The organism is Diaphorobacter oryzae DSM 22780 (genome assembly GCF_059568935.1).
The window spans coordinates 317,000-333,499 of the sequence record NZ_JCANUL010000001.1 but is presented as its reverse complement, the minus strand read 5'-3'; the positions used below and the strand labels follow the sequence as shown (position 1 = coordinate 333,499).

The window sequence follows — 16,500 nt, the reverse complement described above, 5'->3', positions numbered from 1 at the left end:
TTGGCTATCTGTGGGCTGGGGTCGGGCCGCCTTCGTACCAGCCGCGCGAGCGGTTTACCACGCGTACCACCAACAGCATCACCGGCACCTCAATCAGCACGCCGACCACAGTAGCCAGCGCCGCGCCGGACTGAAAACCAAACAGGCTGATGGCAGCGGCCACGGCCAGTTCGAAGAAGTTGCTTGCGCCGATCAGCGCCGAAGGGCAGGCGATGCTGTGTTTCTCGCCGCTCTGACGGTTGAGCCAGTAGGCCAGGCCGGAATTGAAGAACACCTGGATCAGGATCGGCACCGCCAGCATCGCAATCACCAGCGGCTGCCGGATGATGGCCTCACCCTGGAAAGCGAACAGCAGCACCAGCGTGAGCAACAGCGCCGCAATCGACAGTGGGCCGATGCGCTCCAGCGCACGGTCAAAGGCGGCTTGGCCCCGGCGCAGCAGTGCGCGGCGCCAGAGCTGCGCGAGAATCACCGGGATGACGATGTACAGAGCCACCGACACCATCAACGTCGCCCACGGCACCATGATCGACGACAAGCCCAGCAGCAGGCCGACGATGGGCGCGAAGGCGAACACCATGATGGTGTCGTTGAGAGCCACCTGGGACAGCGTGAACACCGGATCGCCGCCGGTCAGCCGGCTCCAGACGAACACCATCGCCGTGCAGGGCGCGGCGGCCAGCAAAATCAGGCCAGCGACATAGCTGTCGAGTTGGTCGGCGGGAAGCCATTGCGCGAAAACCTGGCGGATGAAGATCCAGGCCAGTAACGCCATTGAGAACGGCTTGACCGCCCAATTAACAAACAGCGTCACGCCGATGCCGCGCCAGTGCTGCTTGACCTGCCCTAGCGCGCCAAAGTCCACCTTGAGCAGCATGGGAATGATCATCACCCAGATCAGCAGTCCGACGGGCAAGTTGACCTGAGCGATCTCCATACGGCCAATGGCTTGAAAAACGCCCGGGATTAACTGCCCCAATGCGATGCCCGCCACGATGCACAAGAAGACCCAAACGGTCAGATATCGCTCGAACATGCTCATAGGAGCGCCCGCCGTCCTCTTGGCGGTTGTTTCGCACTGAGCGCTCATGTCATTCCTTGGAAAGGTCACGTGCCGTCGTTTGCAACACAGCCTTTTCAAGCTTGTCTGCAGGCAGGTTGATCAAGAGTTCCAGCCGGCGCTTGATCATGTGCAGCGTCTGACGGAAGGCTTCGAGCTTCTCTTCATCAGTGGCATCGCCTGCGGAGGGATCGGCATAGCCCCAATGTGCCGTTGCTGGGTGTCCCGGCCAGATGGGGCAGACCTCGCCCGCTGCGTTGTCGCAGACGGTGATGATCAAGTCCATCTTTGGTGCATCGGGCGTGGCAAATTCATCCCAGCTCTTGCTGCGCAGTCCTTCGATGGAGATGCCCGCCTTTTGCAAGACTTGCAGGCCCAAGGGGTTGGGCTGTTGGTTCTCACGCGGGCTGCTGCCCGCGGAGTAAGCCTTGAAACGGCCTGCGCCTATCGCGTTGAGCAAGGCTTCGGCCAAGACGCTACGCGCAGAGTTGTGGGTGCAGAGAAACAGGACGTTCAAGGGGGTGCTCGCGTTGGTCATGGTGGGATCAGCAGCAGGTTGATTTGGAAGAGGCTTTGGGGGCGCAGCAGGACGCGTGGGATTCACTTACAGGCTTCGCCACTGGTGCGCAGCATGCGGAATCCGCAGTTTGGACTGCCATAGCAGGTGTGGACGGAACACAACACGCACCTGCTTCACTTGGCTGGTCAGCCTCGTTAAACACCGGGATGTTGCCCAGGGTGTGGAAGTGTTCCCAGGCGATGCCTTGGGGATCAGTGATCCAGTGTTTTTCGCTGCGTGCGTAACAGCAGGAGGTGGCTCCCTCATCAAGCAGTGCCATGTCCGCCGCCTGCGCTTGCGTTCTGAGTTCGACAAGCTCGGCAGCGTCGTCTACCTGGAAGCCCAGGTGGTCCAGGCCTGGTTTGTTGCCCCGCGTGGAAATCGCAAAATTCACCCGTGGATCGTCGAGCATCCATTTGGCATAGTCGGCTTCAACGCGAGCAGGCTCGGCTGCAAATAGCTTGGAATAGAAGCCAATGCTCTTAGCCAGGTCGTCAACATGGATATGCACATGGAATCGTTTCATGGGATTCTCCTTGGTAGGGATTCAACAATCGCAACTCTTTGCTGTTTCAGGCAGGCAGCTTGCCCCCTGGCAGCAGTTTTCCGTGAGGTAGCTGAGCAACTCGTTCATTGAGTCGAACGAGGCCCGATAAATCAAATTGCGCCCTTGGCGCTCCTGGCTGACGAGCCCAGAGTGCACAAGCTCTTTGAGGTGGAAGGAAAGCGTATTGGGAGCGACCTCCAGTTGCTCGCACAAAACGCTTGGCGTGAGCCCTTCGGCACCTGCAACGACCAGGGCACGAAATACTCGCAAGCGCACTTCTTGCGCCAAAGCAGAGAGGGCACGGACGACATCGATTTCCTTCATTGATCAACTATACAACGATATTGGAAGTGTTGTAGATTTATGCGGTAAAGCATCTGTCATTCGCCAAAGACGCTCTCTCACTCGCACCATGCGACCCACTGATACCAGGACGCCTATGTCATCACACCTCTCCCTTCTAGACTCGCCCACCAAGTATTTGTTCTTCACCGGGAAGGGCGGAGTTGGCAAAACCTCGGTATCTACGGCGACATCCATCGCTTTGGCTGATGCTGGCAAAAAGGTGCTGTTGGTCAGCACCGACGCGGCCTCGAACCTCAACGAAATGCTCGGCATTGATTTGAGCAATCAACCGGTTCCAGTGCCTGGCGTTCCTGGCTTGCTGGTCCTGAACATTGATCCTGAAGCTGCCGCTCAAAGCTACCGCATCCGCGTCATTGAGCAGATGGGCTCACAGGCCAGCCCTGAGGAGATTGACACGGTGCGTGAGCAGCTCTCGGGCGCATGCACCACGGAGATCGCCACGTTCGATGAGTTCTCTCATTTGTTGTCGCAGGGTGGTGATGCCTTTGATCACGTTGTGTTCGATACTGCACCGACGGGGCATACGTTGAGGCTGTTAAGCCTGCCCAAAGCATGGAGTGGGTTCCTGAATGGAAATGACCGAGGGGCGTCCTGCTTAGGTCCTCACTCTGGCTTGAAGATGCAGGAGCAGCTCTTCAACCAGGCGTTGGCCTCTCTCAACGACGCCGCGCTCACCAGCATCGTCTTGGTGGCACGGCCTGAAGCGGGAGCACTCAACGAAGCGGCCAGATCATCTGACGAACTGCGGGAGTTGGGTTTGTCCCACCAGCGGTTGGTAGTGAATGCCGTCTTCAAAGCACGCGACAGCCACGATGCCATCGCCGTCGCTCTGGAGTCGTTGGGCCAAAAGGCCATCGAAGAGATGCCACAGCAGCTGAAAGGCCTGAGTCGCGACACGATTCCCATGAGACCATTCGATTCGGTAGGCCTGAAAGCACTGCGGGAGCTGTTGTCGCCGCAAACGACTTATGTGTCTGACGCTGCTTTGCACGTGCCTGATTTTGCGCTTCACAAACTCTCGGAGCTTGTGGCGGAGCTCGCCAAAAATGAACATGGCCTGATCATGGTCATGGGCAAGGGCGGCGTTGGTAAAACCACCGTTGCGGCCGCCATCGCCCTGGGCTTGATCCAACTTGGCAAGTCTGTGCATCTCAGTACCACCGATCCCGCCGCCCACTTGGCGGTGACGCTCAATGGTGATGTACCAGGATTGACAGTAGGACGCATCGATCCAAAGATCGAAACTCAGAAGTACGTGGACAAGGTTCTGGCGGCCAAATCTGCCGGTATGACCCAAGCCGAGAAAGACCTGCTGATTGAAGACTTGCGTTCACCCTGCACAGAGGAGGTCGCTGTCTTTCATGCCTTCTCGCATGTGGTGTCGCAGGCCAGAAGTTCTTTCGTAGTCCTCGATACCGCGCCCACTGGTCACTCACTGCTGCTCATGGATGCCACAGGGGCATATCACCGCCAAATGGTCCGAGAGTTTGAGGGGAAGGTTTCCGGGAGGATCGTCACCCCATTGATGCGGCTTCAAGACCCCGATTACACAAAAATCATTCTGGTGACGTTGCCTGAAGCCACTCCTGTCTCTCAAGCCGTCGCACTTCAAGACGACCTACGGCGGGCCAAGATCAATACGTTTGCGTGGGTAGTCAACAAATCACTTTTGGCAACGGGCACGCAAGACCCTCTTCTGCAAGCCCGTCTGAGCAGTGAGCGTAAGCAAATAGCACGGGTTCAAGCGCGGGCACAACATCCGTTCTATACGGTTCCATGGGCCGCGACTCCGCCTGTGGGTGTGACCGCACTGGAAGACCTGCTCACAGCTTGATTCTGAGAGCGCATAGGCCGTCTGCCGTCTATTTGGGCAATAGCAGTTTGAAGTCCGCCAATACTTCGTGGCGGAGACAGTACGTTCGATCGTCAGGAATCACGGCTATCCCTGTCGCATCACTTAACCGTATGACATGACCTTCTCCAGGATGAGGGGCCAGCCAGCGCATCAGTTCTGATCTCTTGGCTGCTCCCGCCTGGAGGATTTTTCCAACAGTGCTCCAAATTTGCATTGATGCCAACACGATTTCATCATCTTGTTTTAATGCATTTGATTGGTAAAATTTCCATGGAAAGCAATTAGCAAGGAAATGCCATGCAACCCCGTGTCGCCCAAAAGGCCGATCCCGGCGAGGTTCTCGCCAAGGCAACTGCTCGCGCAAGCGATTTGCTGGGACTCTCCGGCGCTGCCCTCGCACGCGTGCTTGGCGTGAGCGAAGCCACGGTCTCGCGCGTCTTGAGGGGCGAGAAGCCCATCAATCCGGTATCGAAGGAAGGAGAGCTGGCGTTGCTGCTCGTGCGCGTGTACCGTTCGGTGGATGCACTGGTCGGTACCGACGACACGAAGCGGCGTGCGTGGATGGCCAGCCACAACAAGGCATTGGGCGGCCAACCCCGCAAACTGGTGGAGCGCGCCGATGGCCTTGTAGCCACCTTGAATTACCTGGACGGCATGCGGGCGCCTACGTAATGGCTTGGGATCCGAATTGGTTCGACGCGGCAGGATCCATCGCAAACCGCACCATGACCGCTTGGCGCGGGGTCGAAGCGCAGCATGTGGTGTCCACCCTGCGGCTGGTGGATACCGTGGAAGAGCAGGACTTGCTGGAACAGCTGCTTGAAGGCAGCAAGCCCGCACTGCCTGAAGCCGCACAGCCCAAACACTACCTGCTGGCCACACCATTCCGGTACAGCCCAACGCACCAGAGCCGCTTCCGTCCGGCGAACGCCAAGGGGCAGTGGTACGGTGCGGAGAGCGTGTATGGGGCCTGTGCGGAAGTCGCTTACTGGCGGCACCGGTTCATCCTCGACAGCGCAGGGCTGCTGGATCAGGTGCTGCTGACGGAGCACAGCATTTTTCAAGGGGTTCTTGAAGGGGCGTCCATTGATCTGATGGAAAAGCCATGGGCGCAGGCGCGCGCGGAGTGGACGCATGGCAGCAACTATGGCGAAACCCAGGCTGTGGCCACAGAGGCGCAACGCAGGGACGTCCAATGGCTCGGCTACGAGTCGGTGCGGGCGCCTGGCGAGCGCTGCGCGGTAGCGTTCGACGTGAATTGCCTGTACGAGCCCGTCCCGTCCCTGGATAGCACCATCCAGCGATGGGTATGCAAGGCGACCCGCAGTTCGGTGATGTTCACCAGGGAGCGCATGAGCTACGTCTGGGATTTCTGAACGGTCAAAGCAGGGTGCGGTACAGAGACTCCGCGCACGCCCAGGAGGAAATCGAACAGGCCCATACCAAGACCATTGGCCTGCTTCACGACGGTCTTGGCCGCTCGTTTCACTCCAAGCCGGGTTGGCCGCAACCCGGTCTCAAGACTGCGACCACTCAAGGCGGTGGTTCTTGGAGGTCTGGTCGTCCCGAACGTCGCCCTCCGTGTACATATAGGCACTGGTGGCAGCAATGTTCGCATGTCGGAGCCAACGAAACGCAGGTAATAGCTAGGCAAGCTGGTCCTCCTATGGTCAGCGCGGCGGCAAACATGCCGAAGTCTGAGCAATCGCCTTTCAAAACTCCACATTATGGGAATAAGCGCGAGTTACCCCTGTGCCCCTAGCCGTTTTTTGCACGGCAAGTGAGATTACCCCGTAAAGCCAGCGGCGCTGGTGCTTCAGAGTAGCTTCGCCGCAGGGTTGCTGTTTGAAGGGCGGTAGTACCCCACAACGCTCGCAACGCTACGATGCCCGGTCATCGCCATGGTGTCCGCCAGTGGTACGTTCTGAACGGCAGCTTCAGTCACAAACCCCGACCTTAGCGAGTGAGCGGAAAACACCTCCGGCAGCCCGGCAAGTCTTGCGCGCTCTCGAACAATATCTCGCACGGCAGCAGGGGAGAGCGGTCCTCCAAGGTGTCCGCCTTTCCTGACCTGTCTAAAAATCGCTCCGTCCTCAATACCTGAAGTGCTCAGCCACGTCTGCAGTGCCTCCCCAGCAATGCCTTCTAGTGGTTTCACGTTGTCTGGTCGATCCGCCGCAGTCTGGTTGCTCTTGGAATAGGCAAGGGTGTAGGTGAAGCTGCTCGGCCCTACACGGCGAAGATTCTTCATGGCTGCACTTGCCACCTCAGACCGTCGGCGCCCTCCCGATGCCCAGGCAAAGAGGAGGAGGGCGCGGTCACGTATGCCTTTGAGTGATTCATCACAAGTGTCCAGGATAGCCATCAGTGGATCCTTGGTCAGCGCATCCTTCTTGTGCGGAAGCGCACCCCGTTTGCCATAGGCCCGACGTGTCTTGGCCAGCAACTCGCGCACTTTGGGATCCTGGCAAGGGTTTTTTAACTCTCGGAGCTGGTGAGCCTTGGACAGCACGGCGATCCGGTGGATCAAGGTGTTGAGCGCCATCGGACCTGGCTTTCCCTTGAATCCCGCATCCATCAGCGCCTGATCAATGACAGGCGGCAGCTCGTGAGCCAGGCCATCGGCGGTGGTCCGCTGCGCGTGATCCACGATGAACTGCAGGACGGCGTTCGCCGGCAATGGCAACGCAATGGCTTGACCATACCGAAGGCCAAACCAGGCAGCCCAGTAGCGCAATGCAGAGCGATAGCTTGCCAGCGTGTTCGCCGACTCCCCCTCGCGCATCAGATCTTCGACGGCCTGCGCCGTCACCTGTGACAGGGAGGACGGCTCCAGCGAGGGAACATTTCTCAGGGAGGGCAGACGCATGGTGAAACCGAGGTTGGAAGGATAATATTTAGGGAAACACTACATATGATGTATTGTTTGAGACAAATTTTGCTAATGAACAACGATAAGCATCGATTATCGTTGGTAAAAAATGAGTGGAGTAGGGCGATGCAACCAAAAATTGTGCGAGGCCCGCGCGGCGTGCAGATAGATGAAGTCTGGGCTGCGGCCGATGCAGTGCTTGCCCTGGGCGAGCGGCCGACGATCGAGCGGGTGCGGCAGCAGCTGGGCAGCGGCTCACCCAACACCGTCGGCCCCATGCTCGACGGGTGGTACGGCTCGCTGGCCAAGCGACTGCAGGCGCCAGCAGATACGGCTGAGCAGAACGCTGCAGGGCCCCAAGTTCCCTTGCCCGCTCCCGTGATCAGGGCAGCGAAAGCCCTGTGGGGAAGGGCGCTCCAGCACTCCGACGAGCGGGCTACAGCCCATTTCGCCCAAGCTCGCGAGGAGTTGGGAGCTCAAGCCGAGGCGCTACGCCAAGCACAGGACGAGTTGGCGCGGGAAACGCAGCGCCTGGCCGACCGCAGTGCGGCATATACATTAGCCATGCAGGCCAGAGATGCCCAGATTACCGACCTGGGTCGGTTGACCCAGGATCTGCAGCAGCAACTCCAGGCCAGCCAGCAGATGCTGGACACCTCGCGCTCGGACTGCGCGCAACTACGCCGGCTCGCAGATACAGATAGACGTCGCCAGGAAGCCAGAGATGTGGATCACCAGACTGAGCGCTCGCGTCTCGAAGAGCGCGCACAGGCCCAGGAACGCAGGCTCAACGCGGAGGTAGACCGGGCAAGGCAGGAGTCGAAGCGGCTCGCATCCCAGCTGGAGGGCGACAACAGAAAGGCCGCCCAGTCCCTGTCCGATGCAACGGACAGGGCGCGGGACCTTGACACTCGTATAGGCGCCCTGCAAATCGAGAAGGCGCGCCTATCCCAGGAGCTGCAATCTGCCCGCGACGAAATCAAAGGCCTTCAGGCGAAATTAGATGAGCGCAGCAATGACATGTTTGCGGTGCTCAACGAATTGCGAGATCGGCTGCCACTGAGTCCAACCGAAGAAGCGCCCCCGCCTGCGAGGGCTCGAAGAACGAAGTCCAAGCGCTAGATCTAGCTAGCACACCGTAGCAAGGGCCCAATGCAAAAAACTAAAGACCAGTTCGCGCTCAGCGAGCGGGAGCACGCTGCAGAGGTCGTCCGCTGCGCATACTCGACGCCATTGCGCGAGCACTGGCGAGCGCTGCCTTGTTAGTTTGAACTGCGCGGTCGAACGACTCGGCGATGAATTCGCGGTGCGAACGCGCCCCAGCCGACCAACGCTGGGCTGGTGTTGGATGCGCAATTGCTTTCGTCATGCCGCCATTTTCGCCGGAATCGGCGTTGGTTCGGCCGGTGCTCGATGCTCAACTGCCTGGATGGGTTACAACTTCGCGCCAGAATTAGACGCAACTTCAGTACCGCGAACGGCTGGCGATTGTTGTTGCGTCGATGAGGCCTTACCCATCTTCGGTATAGCAACAAATTTACTTGTGAAATAGCGTCAAATTTGCTTATGTGAACGGCCCAAGAAACGACGCCAAAAACGCATGAAACTCTGATAGATACGATGTATATTATGTTTAATATAAGACATACTTGGATACGCTATCGTTACTCTCCCTGCTACCGTCGCTGAGCCGATGCGCGGCCCTGTACCTTTCATCAACGACAATGCCCGTTGGCGTCATGGATGGCTCGTAACCATGCCATTGCAGATTCAATGAGTGTCCTGCGTCCCTCTCGCATAGATGTACTAGAGGCAGCATGAATATCGTAATACTTGATGATTACCAGGATGCAGTCCGCAAGCTGCATTGCGCAGCGCGGCTTGATCCTTACTCTGCAAAGGTCTACACCAACACGGTCAAAGGGTTGGGACAGCTGTCGGTTCGGCTGAGAGATGCCGATGTCATCGTCTTGATCCGGGACCGCACGCAGATTTCGCGGCAACTGGTGGACAAGCTTCCGCGCCTGAAGCTTATTGCGCAGACGGGACGTGTGGGCGGACATATCGATCTCGAAGCCTGCACCGAACGCGGCATCGCAGTGGCCGAAGGCGTAAGCTCTCCTGTCGCACCTGCCGAATTGACTTGGGCGCTCATCATGGCGGCCATGCGGCGCTTGCCCCAATACATTTCCAATCTTAAGCATGGTGCGTGGCAACAGTCAGGCCTGCGAGCGGCGTCCATGCCTGCCAACTTTGGGCTGGGCAACGTACTTCGCAGCAAGACTCTCGGCATCTGGGGCTACGGACGCATCGGCCAGATTGTCGCCAGCTATGGTCGGGCATTTGGCATGAACGTGAGAGTCTGGGGGCGTGAAGCATCCCGGGCACAAGCATTAAGCGACGGATTGCAGGTTGCAAGTTCTCGTGCCGAATTTTTCTCGCAGTGCGATGTGGTGTCCCTGCATCTGCGCCTCACGGAGGAAACATGCGGAATCATTACGCTGGAGGATCTGTCGTGTATGAAACCGACCTCGCTGCTTGTGAATACCTCACGCGCAGAACTGATTGAAACGGATGCTTTGATTGCGGCTCTCAACCGGGGGCGTCCGGGCATGGCGGCGATCGATGTTTTCGAAAGCGAGCCAATTTTGCAAGGACACGCCCTGCTTCGACTCGAAAATTGCATCTGCACCCCGCACATAGGCTATGTGGAGCAGGACAGCTATGAACTCTACTTCGGCGCCGCCTTCGACAACGTCGTGAATTACATCAAGGGAACGCCGACGAATATCGTCAACCCGGGAGCCCTGCAGGTACGCCGCTGAAGCGTACCGCGGAGGCATCGTCAAGCGCTTCAACGCAAACAGGGCCTCAATGAGGCCCTGTTTGTATCAAACCGGAACGGCGAACCGTCGGTTTTCTTCAAACGCTCTGCTGTTCAATTCAGCGGCGTTTTCTTGCCATCCTTGTACACATACAGCGTGATGGCCGGATTCTTCATTTCGCCATTGGGCTCAAAAGCAATGTTGGCGGTAACACCCTTGTAGTTGGACTTGAGCAGTTCGGGAATATAGACCTTGGGATCCCAAGAGTTCGCACGCTTCATGGCGTCCACCAGCAGCATGGTCGCATCGTAGGTGTATGGACTGTAGACCTGGAATTGGCCGGGGTACTTGGCGTCGTATTTGGCCTTCCAGGCCGTCCCGCCAGGCATCTTGGCCAATGACGCACCGCCTTCTGCGCACACCACATTGCCCAGCGTCTTGGCGCCAGCGGCCAGCTTGGCAATTTCGGTTGTGCAGACGCCATCACCGCCGAAATACTTCACGTTCCCCATGCCCAGCTGTTCCATTTGCCGCAGCATGGGGCCCGCCTGGGGATCCATGCCGCCGTAAAAGATGGCGTCTGGGCTCTTTGCCTTGATGGCCGTCAGAATGGCCATGAAGTCCGTGGCCTTGTCTGTGGTGAACTGCTCGTCCACCACCTTCATACCCTTCTCTGCCGCGACGCGCTTGAACACGTTGGCGACGCCCTGGCCATAGGCCGTGCGGTCGTCGACAATAGCCACGGTTTTGAGCTTCAGTGTTTCAGCCGCATAAACGGCCAAGCCTGCTCCCAGGGCATTGTCATTGGCAATGATCCGGAACGTCGTTTTATAGCCGGGGCGTGTCAGATTGGGATTGGTGGCGGCGCCCGTCACATGCGGAATGCCGCAATCGTTGTAGATCTTCGAAGCGGGAATCGTGGTGCCGGAATTCAGGTGACCCACAACACCGGCGACCTTGGCGTCACACAGCTTTTGTGCGGCAGCCGTGCCCTGCTTTGGGTCTGCCGCATCATCCTCGGCCAGCAATTCCAGCTTGACCTTCTTGCCTCCGATCGTGACGCCCTGGGCATTCAACTCCTCAATGGCCATGCGCGCGCCATTCTCATTGTCCTTGCCGTAGTGCGCCTGGGCTCCGGAAACCGGGGCCACATGACCAATTTTCACCACTTCTTGAGCGGCGGCCATCCCGGCAACCGCTGCGATCGCAGCAGCCACGGTCAGTTTCAACTTCAGTTGCATAGGGATCTCCAATTAAGAAAAGCGCTGGAACGATTGTGTTGTGTGCCAACGCGGAGAAACATATCGCAATTTATGGGCCACTTCACTAGGGAACACGATGGAGTTTCCGGGAAACGACACAGGAGATACCCTGTCACGCCACTTCAAGGGTCGTTCCGCTGATTCACCAGCTCTTCGGCCACCGCTTCATAGACCGCATGACGTACCACGGACTCCACCTCTTCCCGGAGACGAGGGACCATGGAGCGCGTTTGTTCCTGCACTACCAGTGCAATCGCTTCCCGCAGACGCTGATCCAGCACAACGTCTACGCGCTGCAGGACGCGGTGCACCACATACTCCTCGAAGCCATAAGGCAGGCCGTCCATTACGGCGGCAGTCCCGGAACTCTCAGAAGGGGGGGGAGGTGAGGCTGATACCTGCGGAACCGCAGGTGATCGAGAAGAAAGTGCTGGCTCTGGCGGGGTTGCCATTGCCTGTACTGTTTTGGCAGGTACGTGCTGCTGCCCGTTGCCAGGCAGTTGCACCACATCGGTGAGCGTAGGCACAAATCTGGGGGGCGTCTTGGAAGCGGCCATCAGTTGCCCTCTTTCAGCTCCAGGTCGTGGCGGACGATGTCATAGCCACGCTGAGCATAGTCACGCCAGCGCTCGCGGGCACGGCCTCGATCTGCCGGATTGGATTGACTCACCACTTCCACCAGCTTGGCAAATTGCTCAAAACCCTCGGGCACCGCATCGCCGACATTGACCAATACATCGCGGTGGCGGCATGTGCGCGGATCCATCGCCAGCACTACTGGCGATGCCTGCAGCATCTCCTCGTCGGCGTCATGGGTGCAATGAGCCACAAAATCGGATGATCCCAAGGCCCACAGCATGCGATCAAGGCGCTGCAAGTCTTCTGCAGAACCCGTGATTGCCACACGCGCATCAAGGCGAGTCGCCTTCCTTGTAAAACGGCAGACATAGGCCAGCTTGTCTGGCGCATTGAAATGGAATGCGACTTGGGTCATGCCCTGACCATCCGGGGCGTTCATCACCCCGCCTGCACGCGCCTGGGCTTCGCCGCTGGTCGCTTCGTTGAGGACGCAGACGCCATGCCCAGCAAATAGTGCAGTAACAAGCCCACGGGACGCCCTGTCGCCCCCTTCGCCGCCCCGCCCTTCCAGGCCGTTCCGGCAATATCCAGATGCGCCCAGGGAATGTCTCCGACGAAACGCTGCAGGAACTTGGCCGCGGTAATGGCGCCTCCGGCGCGCCCAGCCACGTTGGCCATGTCGGCAAAATGGCTCTTGAGTCCCTCGGCATATTCCTCATCGAGCGGCAAGCGCCAGCAGGGATCCAGTGCCGTTTCGCCCGCAGCCAACAAGCGCTCTGCCAGGTCATCATCCGAGGCGAACATGCCGCTGCGCAGCCCGCCCAGCGCCACGACACAGGCGCCAGTCAACGTCGCAACGTCGATCATGGCTGCCGGCTTGAAGCGCGCCGCATAGGACAGCGCGTCGCACAGCACCAGGCGCCCTTCCGCATCGGTATTCAGGATTTCGATGGTCTGGCCGCTCATGCTCGTGACGACATCCCCGGGCTTGACGGCCTTGCCATCCGGCATGTTTTCGCAGGCAGGGATGAGTCCTACCACGTTGATGGCCGGCTTCAGCTCCGCCAGCGCGCGGAACACGCCAAGCACGCTGGCCGCGCCCCCCATGTCGAACTTCATCTCATCCATCTCGGCGGCCGGCTTCAGCGAAATACCACCCGTATCAAAGGTAATCCCCTTGCCGACCAGCACCACGGGAGGCTGCGTCCGAGCTGCGCCGTCATAGCGCAATTCAATGAAACGCAGCGGCTGCTCCGAGCCTTGCGCCACGGCGAGAAACGCCCCCATCCCCAGCTTGGCCACTTCCGCCGGCCCGTGCAGCTTGCACTGGACCCCCGAATATTTGGCAAGTGCCTTGGCCGCATTGCCCACCAGCGCAGGCGTTGCGTGATTGGCCGGGCGATTGGCCCACTCGCGCGCATATTCAATGCCCGCAACGAGCGCCGCCCCCGTCGTGAACTCCGCTTCGGCCATGCCCGCGTTGGACACCCCCACCGTCACGCGCGACAGCGCACGTGGCTCGGCCTTGCTTTTGGTGGCCGTGTAGACGTAGCTGACATCGGCGACCGCTCGCATCAATGCCTCCACGGCACCCGCCTTGGCGGCGGCGGCAAACACCACGGTCGCACGCTTGACGGAAGGTGCCTTCAGGACCGCCCCCAGAGCCTGCACAGCCTGGCGCACGGCACGCGGACCGCCGTCGCCGCACCCCAGCAAGACGACCCTGCGTGCCCCAATGCCTACAGGCGCGTAGAGCTGCAGAAGCTTGCCTGGCTTGGTTTCCAGGTCACCGTCCTTCAGCGCCCTCGCGGCGAGGGTTGACAAGGCATCTGCACGTGGCTCGAATCCCTCTGGCACCAGCACCGCCAGCAGATCGCATTTGTGCGCAGCGGCGGAGGACAACGAAAGCGTCTTCAGTTCAAAGTTCATAATCGGCGTTTTCCTTCGAGCCAATGTTATTCGATTCATCCATCCGCAAGGAGCTGGCCCGCACCTTTGGCGCAACCCTGGTGGTTCTGATCACCGTGGTGATGACCATGATGCTGATCCGCACCCTGGGCCAGGCGTCCCGAGGCAGTGTGGCTCCATCCGACGTGATGCTGGTCATGGGCTTCACGGTGCTGGGGCAGTTGCCCACGATCCTCAGCCTGAGCCTCTTCATCGCCGTTGTGGGGGCCCTGGCACGCATGTACCGCGACAGCGAGATGGTCATCTGGTTCTCCGCCGGTCGCGGCCTCATGAGCCTGATGGCACCGCTGCTGCGCTTTTCCTGGCCGGTGATGCTGTCCATCGCCGCGCTGTCCCTCGTCGTGTGGCCCTGGGCCAACAGGCAAATCCAGGAACTCAAGACCCAGTACGAGCAGCGCAGCGACGTGGACCGCATCGCCCCGGGCGAGTTCCAGGAATCCTCCAACGGCTCGCGTGTGTTCTTCATCGACAAGGACACGCCGGATGCCAACGCGGCGAGCAACGTGTTCATCGCCACGACCGAGGCGCACCGGGAAACCGTCACCTCGGCGCAGAGCGCGCGGCTCGAGATACGCAACGGCGAACGCATGGCGCTGCTGAGCAACGGTCAGCGACTGGAGACGCTGCTCGACAAGCCGGGACTGCGCATCAGTGAATTCGTCGAATACGGTACGCATATCGGCAGCAGCTCTCAGAACGACCCTGACGCGGGCGCCGTGAAGACGCGCGATACCTGGGAGCTGATACGGGATCCCCAGCCGCGCCATCAGGCAGAACTGGGCTGGCGCATGGGCATGGCCTTTGCCGCGCTGAACTTCATCGTGCTGGGCCTGGCGGTTGCCATCGTCAACCCGCGGGCCGGTCGCAGCACCAGCCTAGTGTTCGCGCTGTTCGCATTCATGGTGTACTACAACCTCATGACGGTGGGCCAGACCTGGATTGGCGTCGGCCGGCTGGGCTTGCTGCCCTTCATGCTGGCGCTGCATGGCGGCACGTTGGCGCTCGGGCTGCTGCTGCTGGCGGCGCGCCACAACCACTGGTCGCTGCGCAGGCTCTTGCCCCGCCGGAAAAGCACATGACGACGATCCGACGCTTCATCTACCGCGAGGTCATCACAGGCGTGGCCTTTGTCACGCTGGCCTTTCTCGCGCTGTTTTTCTTCTTCGACATGGTGGACGAGCTGCGCTGGGTCGGGCGCGCGGGGGCCAATGGCTACCAGCTCTCCCACGCACTGCTGTTTGTGGCGCTGAGCCTGCCGCAGCACCTGTATGAGCTGCTGCCCATCACCGTGCTGATCGGCACCATCTTCGTCATGGCCCGACTGGCGCAGAGTTCGGAGTTCACCATCATGCGCACCAGCGGACTCGGGCCATGGCGTGCGCTCAGTACGCTGCTGATGCTGGGCTGCGCCTTCGTCGCCGTCACATTCACTGTGGGCGACTACCTTGCCCCAGCCACCGAGCGGGCCGCATCGCTGGTCAAGGCCCGGCGGCTGGGCCAGATCAGCACGGGAGCCACCGGAGCCTGGCTCAAGGAGCGGCAGGACGGGCACTCGTTCGCCGTGAACGTGCGCGCCATTGATCCCAATGGCCACATGCGCTCCGTGCGTGTGTTCGAGTTCGACGCCCAAGGCCGTGTCGCCTCCACGACCCAGGCCGAGCAGGCCACGTTCGACGACAGCGCCGACGCCTGGAATCTGCAGGAGGTCAAGCGCAGCGTGTTCGAGCACCAGGCCAACGGGGACGTGCATGTGACCCGAATGCAAGAGCCTGCCCTGCGCTGGGCCACGCGCATCAGCCCGGACATGGTGGCGGCCTCGCTGCTCAAGCCCGACAAGATGGCCACCATCGACCTGTTCCGCTACATCCGCCACCTGGAGGCCAACGGGCAGGCTGCCCAGCGCTACGAGATCGAGTTCTGGCGCAAGGTGTTCTATCCCTTGAGCTGCCTGGTGATGGTGGTGCTCTCACTGCCCTTCGCCTACCTGCATTTCCGCTCGGGCGGCATTGCCGGCTATGTGTTTGGCGGGGTCATGGCGGGTATCAGCTTCTTCCTGTTGAACAACGTGTTCGGCTTCGCAGGCAATCTGCAGAACTGGTCACCATGGCTCACCGCGGCCGCGCCAGGGCTGATCTATTCACTGCTATCCCTGGCGGCCTTCGGCTGGCTGGTGCTGAGGCGCTAACCATGGCCCATCCAAACGGCCTGATTTTGCTGGCCCATGGTTCGCGCGACCCCCAATGGCGCCGCCCCATGGAGGCCGTGTGCGCGCGCATCCAGGCCGACCAGCCTGCGCTGAGCGTGCGCTGCGCCTATCTGGAGCTGTGCGGTCCGGACCTGGCCTCGGCGGTCCAGGACATGGCCGCCGAGGGTGTGGCGTGCGTGGGCATTGTCCCCATGTTCCTGGGCACGGGGCGCCATGCGCGCGAAGACCTCCCGCGCATGGTGCAGGAGCTGGCCCAGGCCTTTCCCCGCATGCGGCTGCAGCTGCGCCCCCCCATCGGCGAGGACGAGCGCATGACCGCCCTCATGGCGCACATTGCCAGCGAGGGCATCGCAGAACCCTGACGACCGGCTGAAGCAGACATCATTAGATTAATGAAGCAT

General features: G+C 60.1%; 17 protein-coding genes. 8 read left to right on the top strand and 9 right to left on the bottom strand.

From position 1 onward, the window contains the following. Positions 1-4 precede the first annotated feature (4 nt). The 4 genes from arsB to BP68_RS01540 are packed head-to-tail and all read right to left on the bottom strand — an operon-like array spanning position 5 to position 2,490. Positions 5-1,090 carry an ACR3 family arsenite efflux transporter gene (gene arsB, locus BP68_RS01555; RefSeq protein ID WP_496368385.1) on the bottom strand — a complete coding sequence of 362 codons (1,086 nt, stop codon included), beginning with the start codon at positions 1,088-1,090 and terminating at the stop codon, positions 5-7. Between the two features lies 1 nt (position 1,091). Beyond that, positions 1,092-1,598 (bottom strand): arsenate reductase ArsC, encoded by a 507-nt coding sequence (locus BP68_RS01550; protein WP_496368383.1) that lies wholly within the window; start codon positions 1,596-1,598, stop codon positions 1,092-1,094. Between the two features lie 7 nt (positions 1,599-1,605). After that, entirely contained in the window at positions 1,606-2,145 is a 540-nt protein-coding gene (locus BP68_RS01545) for an ArsI/CadI family heavy metal resistance metalloenzyme (RefSeq protein ID WP_496368381.1), read from the bottom strand. Positions 2,146-2,166: 21 nt separating this feature from the next. After that, entirely contained in the window at positions 2,167-2,490 is a 324-nt protein-coding gene (locus tag BP68_RS01540; protein ID WP_496368379.1) for an ArsR/SmtB family transcription factor, read from the bottom strand. A gap of 115 nt (positions 2,491-2,605) precedes the next feature. On the opposite strand from BP68_RS01540, the gene arsA reads away from it, so the two are divergent. From arsA to BP68_RS01525, 3 genes are all read left to right on the top strand, one after another. Beyond that, entirely contained in the window at positions 2,606-4,366 is a 1,761-nt protein-coding gene (arsA, locus tag BP68_RS01535; protein ID WP_496368377.1) for an arsenical pump-driving ATPase, read from the top strand. Between the two features lie 318 nt (positions 4,367-4,684). Continuing rightward, the gene (locus BP68_RS01530) at positions 4,685-5,059 is read left to right on the top strand and encodes an antitoxin Xre-like helix-turn-helix domain-containing protein (protein WP_496368375.1); all 375 of its coding nucleotides are present in this window, start codon (positions 4,685-4,687) and stop codon (positions 5,057-5,059) included. Then, entirely contained in the window at positions 5,059-5,763 is a 705-nt protein-coding gene (locus BP68_RS01525) for an RES family NAD+ phosphorylase (protein ID WP_496368374.1), read from the top strand. The genes BP68_RS01530 and BP68_RS01525 overlap by 1 nt, the downstream gene beginning before the upstream one ends. Positions 5,764-6,203: 440 nt before the next feature. Here BP68_RS01525 and BP68_RS01520 read toward each other — a convergent pair whose 3' ends face one another. After that, positions 6,204-7,256, bottom strand: coding sequence for a site-specific integrase (locus BP68_RS01520; RefSeq protein WP_496368372.1), 1,053 nt, complete (start codon positions 7,254-7,256; stop codon positions 6,204-6,206). Between the two features lie 75 nt (positions 7,257-7,331). Here BP68_RS01520 and BP68_RS01515 point away from each other — a divergent pair, with 75 nt between their 5' ends. After that, positions 7,332-8,381: a DNA-binding protein gene (locus BP68_RS01515; RefSeq protein WP_496368370.1), complete on the top strand. Its 1,050-nt coding sequence runs from the start codon at positions 7,332-7,334 to the stop codon at positions 8,379-8,381. Between the two features lie 695 nt (positions 8,382-9,076). Beyond that, entirely contained in the window at positions 9,077-10,084 is a 1,008-nt protein-coding gene (locus BP68_RS01510) for a D-2-hydroxyacid dehydrogenase family protein (protein ID WP_496368368.1), read from the top strand. A gap of 113 nt (positions 10,085-10,197) precedes the next feature. On the opposite strand, the gene BP68_RS01505 is transcribed toward BP68_RS01510, so the two are convergent. The 4 genes from BP68_RS01505 to BP68_RS01490 all read right to left on the bottom strand — a co-directional run bounded on the left by BP68_RS01505 (position 10,198) and on the right by BP68_RS01490 (position 13,854). Next, the gene (locus BP68_RS01505; RefSeq protein WP_496368366.1) at positions 10,198-11,325 is read right to left on the bottom strand and encodes a branched-chain amino acid ABC transporter substrate-binding protein; all 1,128 of its coding nucleotides are present in this window, start codon (positions 11,323-11,325) and stop codon (positions 10,198-10,200) included. 143 nt (positions 11,326-11,468) lie between these two features. Next, complete coding sequence (locus BP68_RS01500; RefSeq protein ID WP_496368364.1) at positions 11,469-11,693, bottom strand: hypothetical protein; 225 nt, start codon at positions 11,691-11,693, stop codon at positions 11,469-11,471. A gap of 209 nt (positions 11,694-11,902) precedes the next feature. Then, complete coding sequence (locus BP68_RS01495; RefSeq protein ID WP_496368362.1) at positions 11,903-12,340, bottom strand: DNA polymerase III subunit chi; 438 nt, start codon at positions 12,338-12,340, stop codon at positions 11,903-11,905. A 23-nt stretch (positions 12,341-12,363) separates the two neighbouring features. Then, positions 12,364-13,854, bottom strand: a complete 1,491-nt coding sequence (locus BP68_RS01490) for a leucyl aminopeptidase (RefSeq protein ID WP_496368360.1) — start codon at positions 13,852-13,854, stop codon at positions 12,364-12,366. A 23-nt stretch (positions 13,855-13,877) separates the two neighbouring features. Between BP68_RS01490 and lptF the strand changes: the two genes are divergently transcribed. Genes lptF through BP68_RS01475 form a run of 3 tightly spaced genes read left to right on the top strand, consistent with a single transcriptional unit; the run spans position 13,878 to position 16,461 of the window. Continuing rightward, entirely contained in the window at positions 13,878-14,972 is a 1,095-nt protein-coding gene (gene lptF, locus BP68_RS01485) for an LPS export ABC transporter permease LptF (RefSeq protein ID WP_496368358.1), read from the top strand. Beyond that, a complete protein-coding gene (gene lptG, locus BP68_RS01480; RefSeq protein ID WP_496368356.1) occupies positions 14,969-16,078 on the top strand; it encodes an LPS export ABC transporter permease LptG in 1,110 nt (369 codons plus the stop codon). The genes lptF and lptG overlap by 4 nt, the downstream gene beginning before the upstream one ends. A 2-nt stretch (positions 16,079-16,080) precedes the next feature. Continuing rightward, positions 16,081-16,461 (top strand): sirohydrochlorin chelatase, encoded by a 381-nt coding sequence (locus BP68_RS01475; protein ID WP_496368354.1) that lies wholly within the window; start codon positions 16,081-16,083, stop codon positions 16,459-16,461. Positions 16,462-16,500 lie beyond the last annotated feature (39 nt).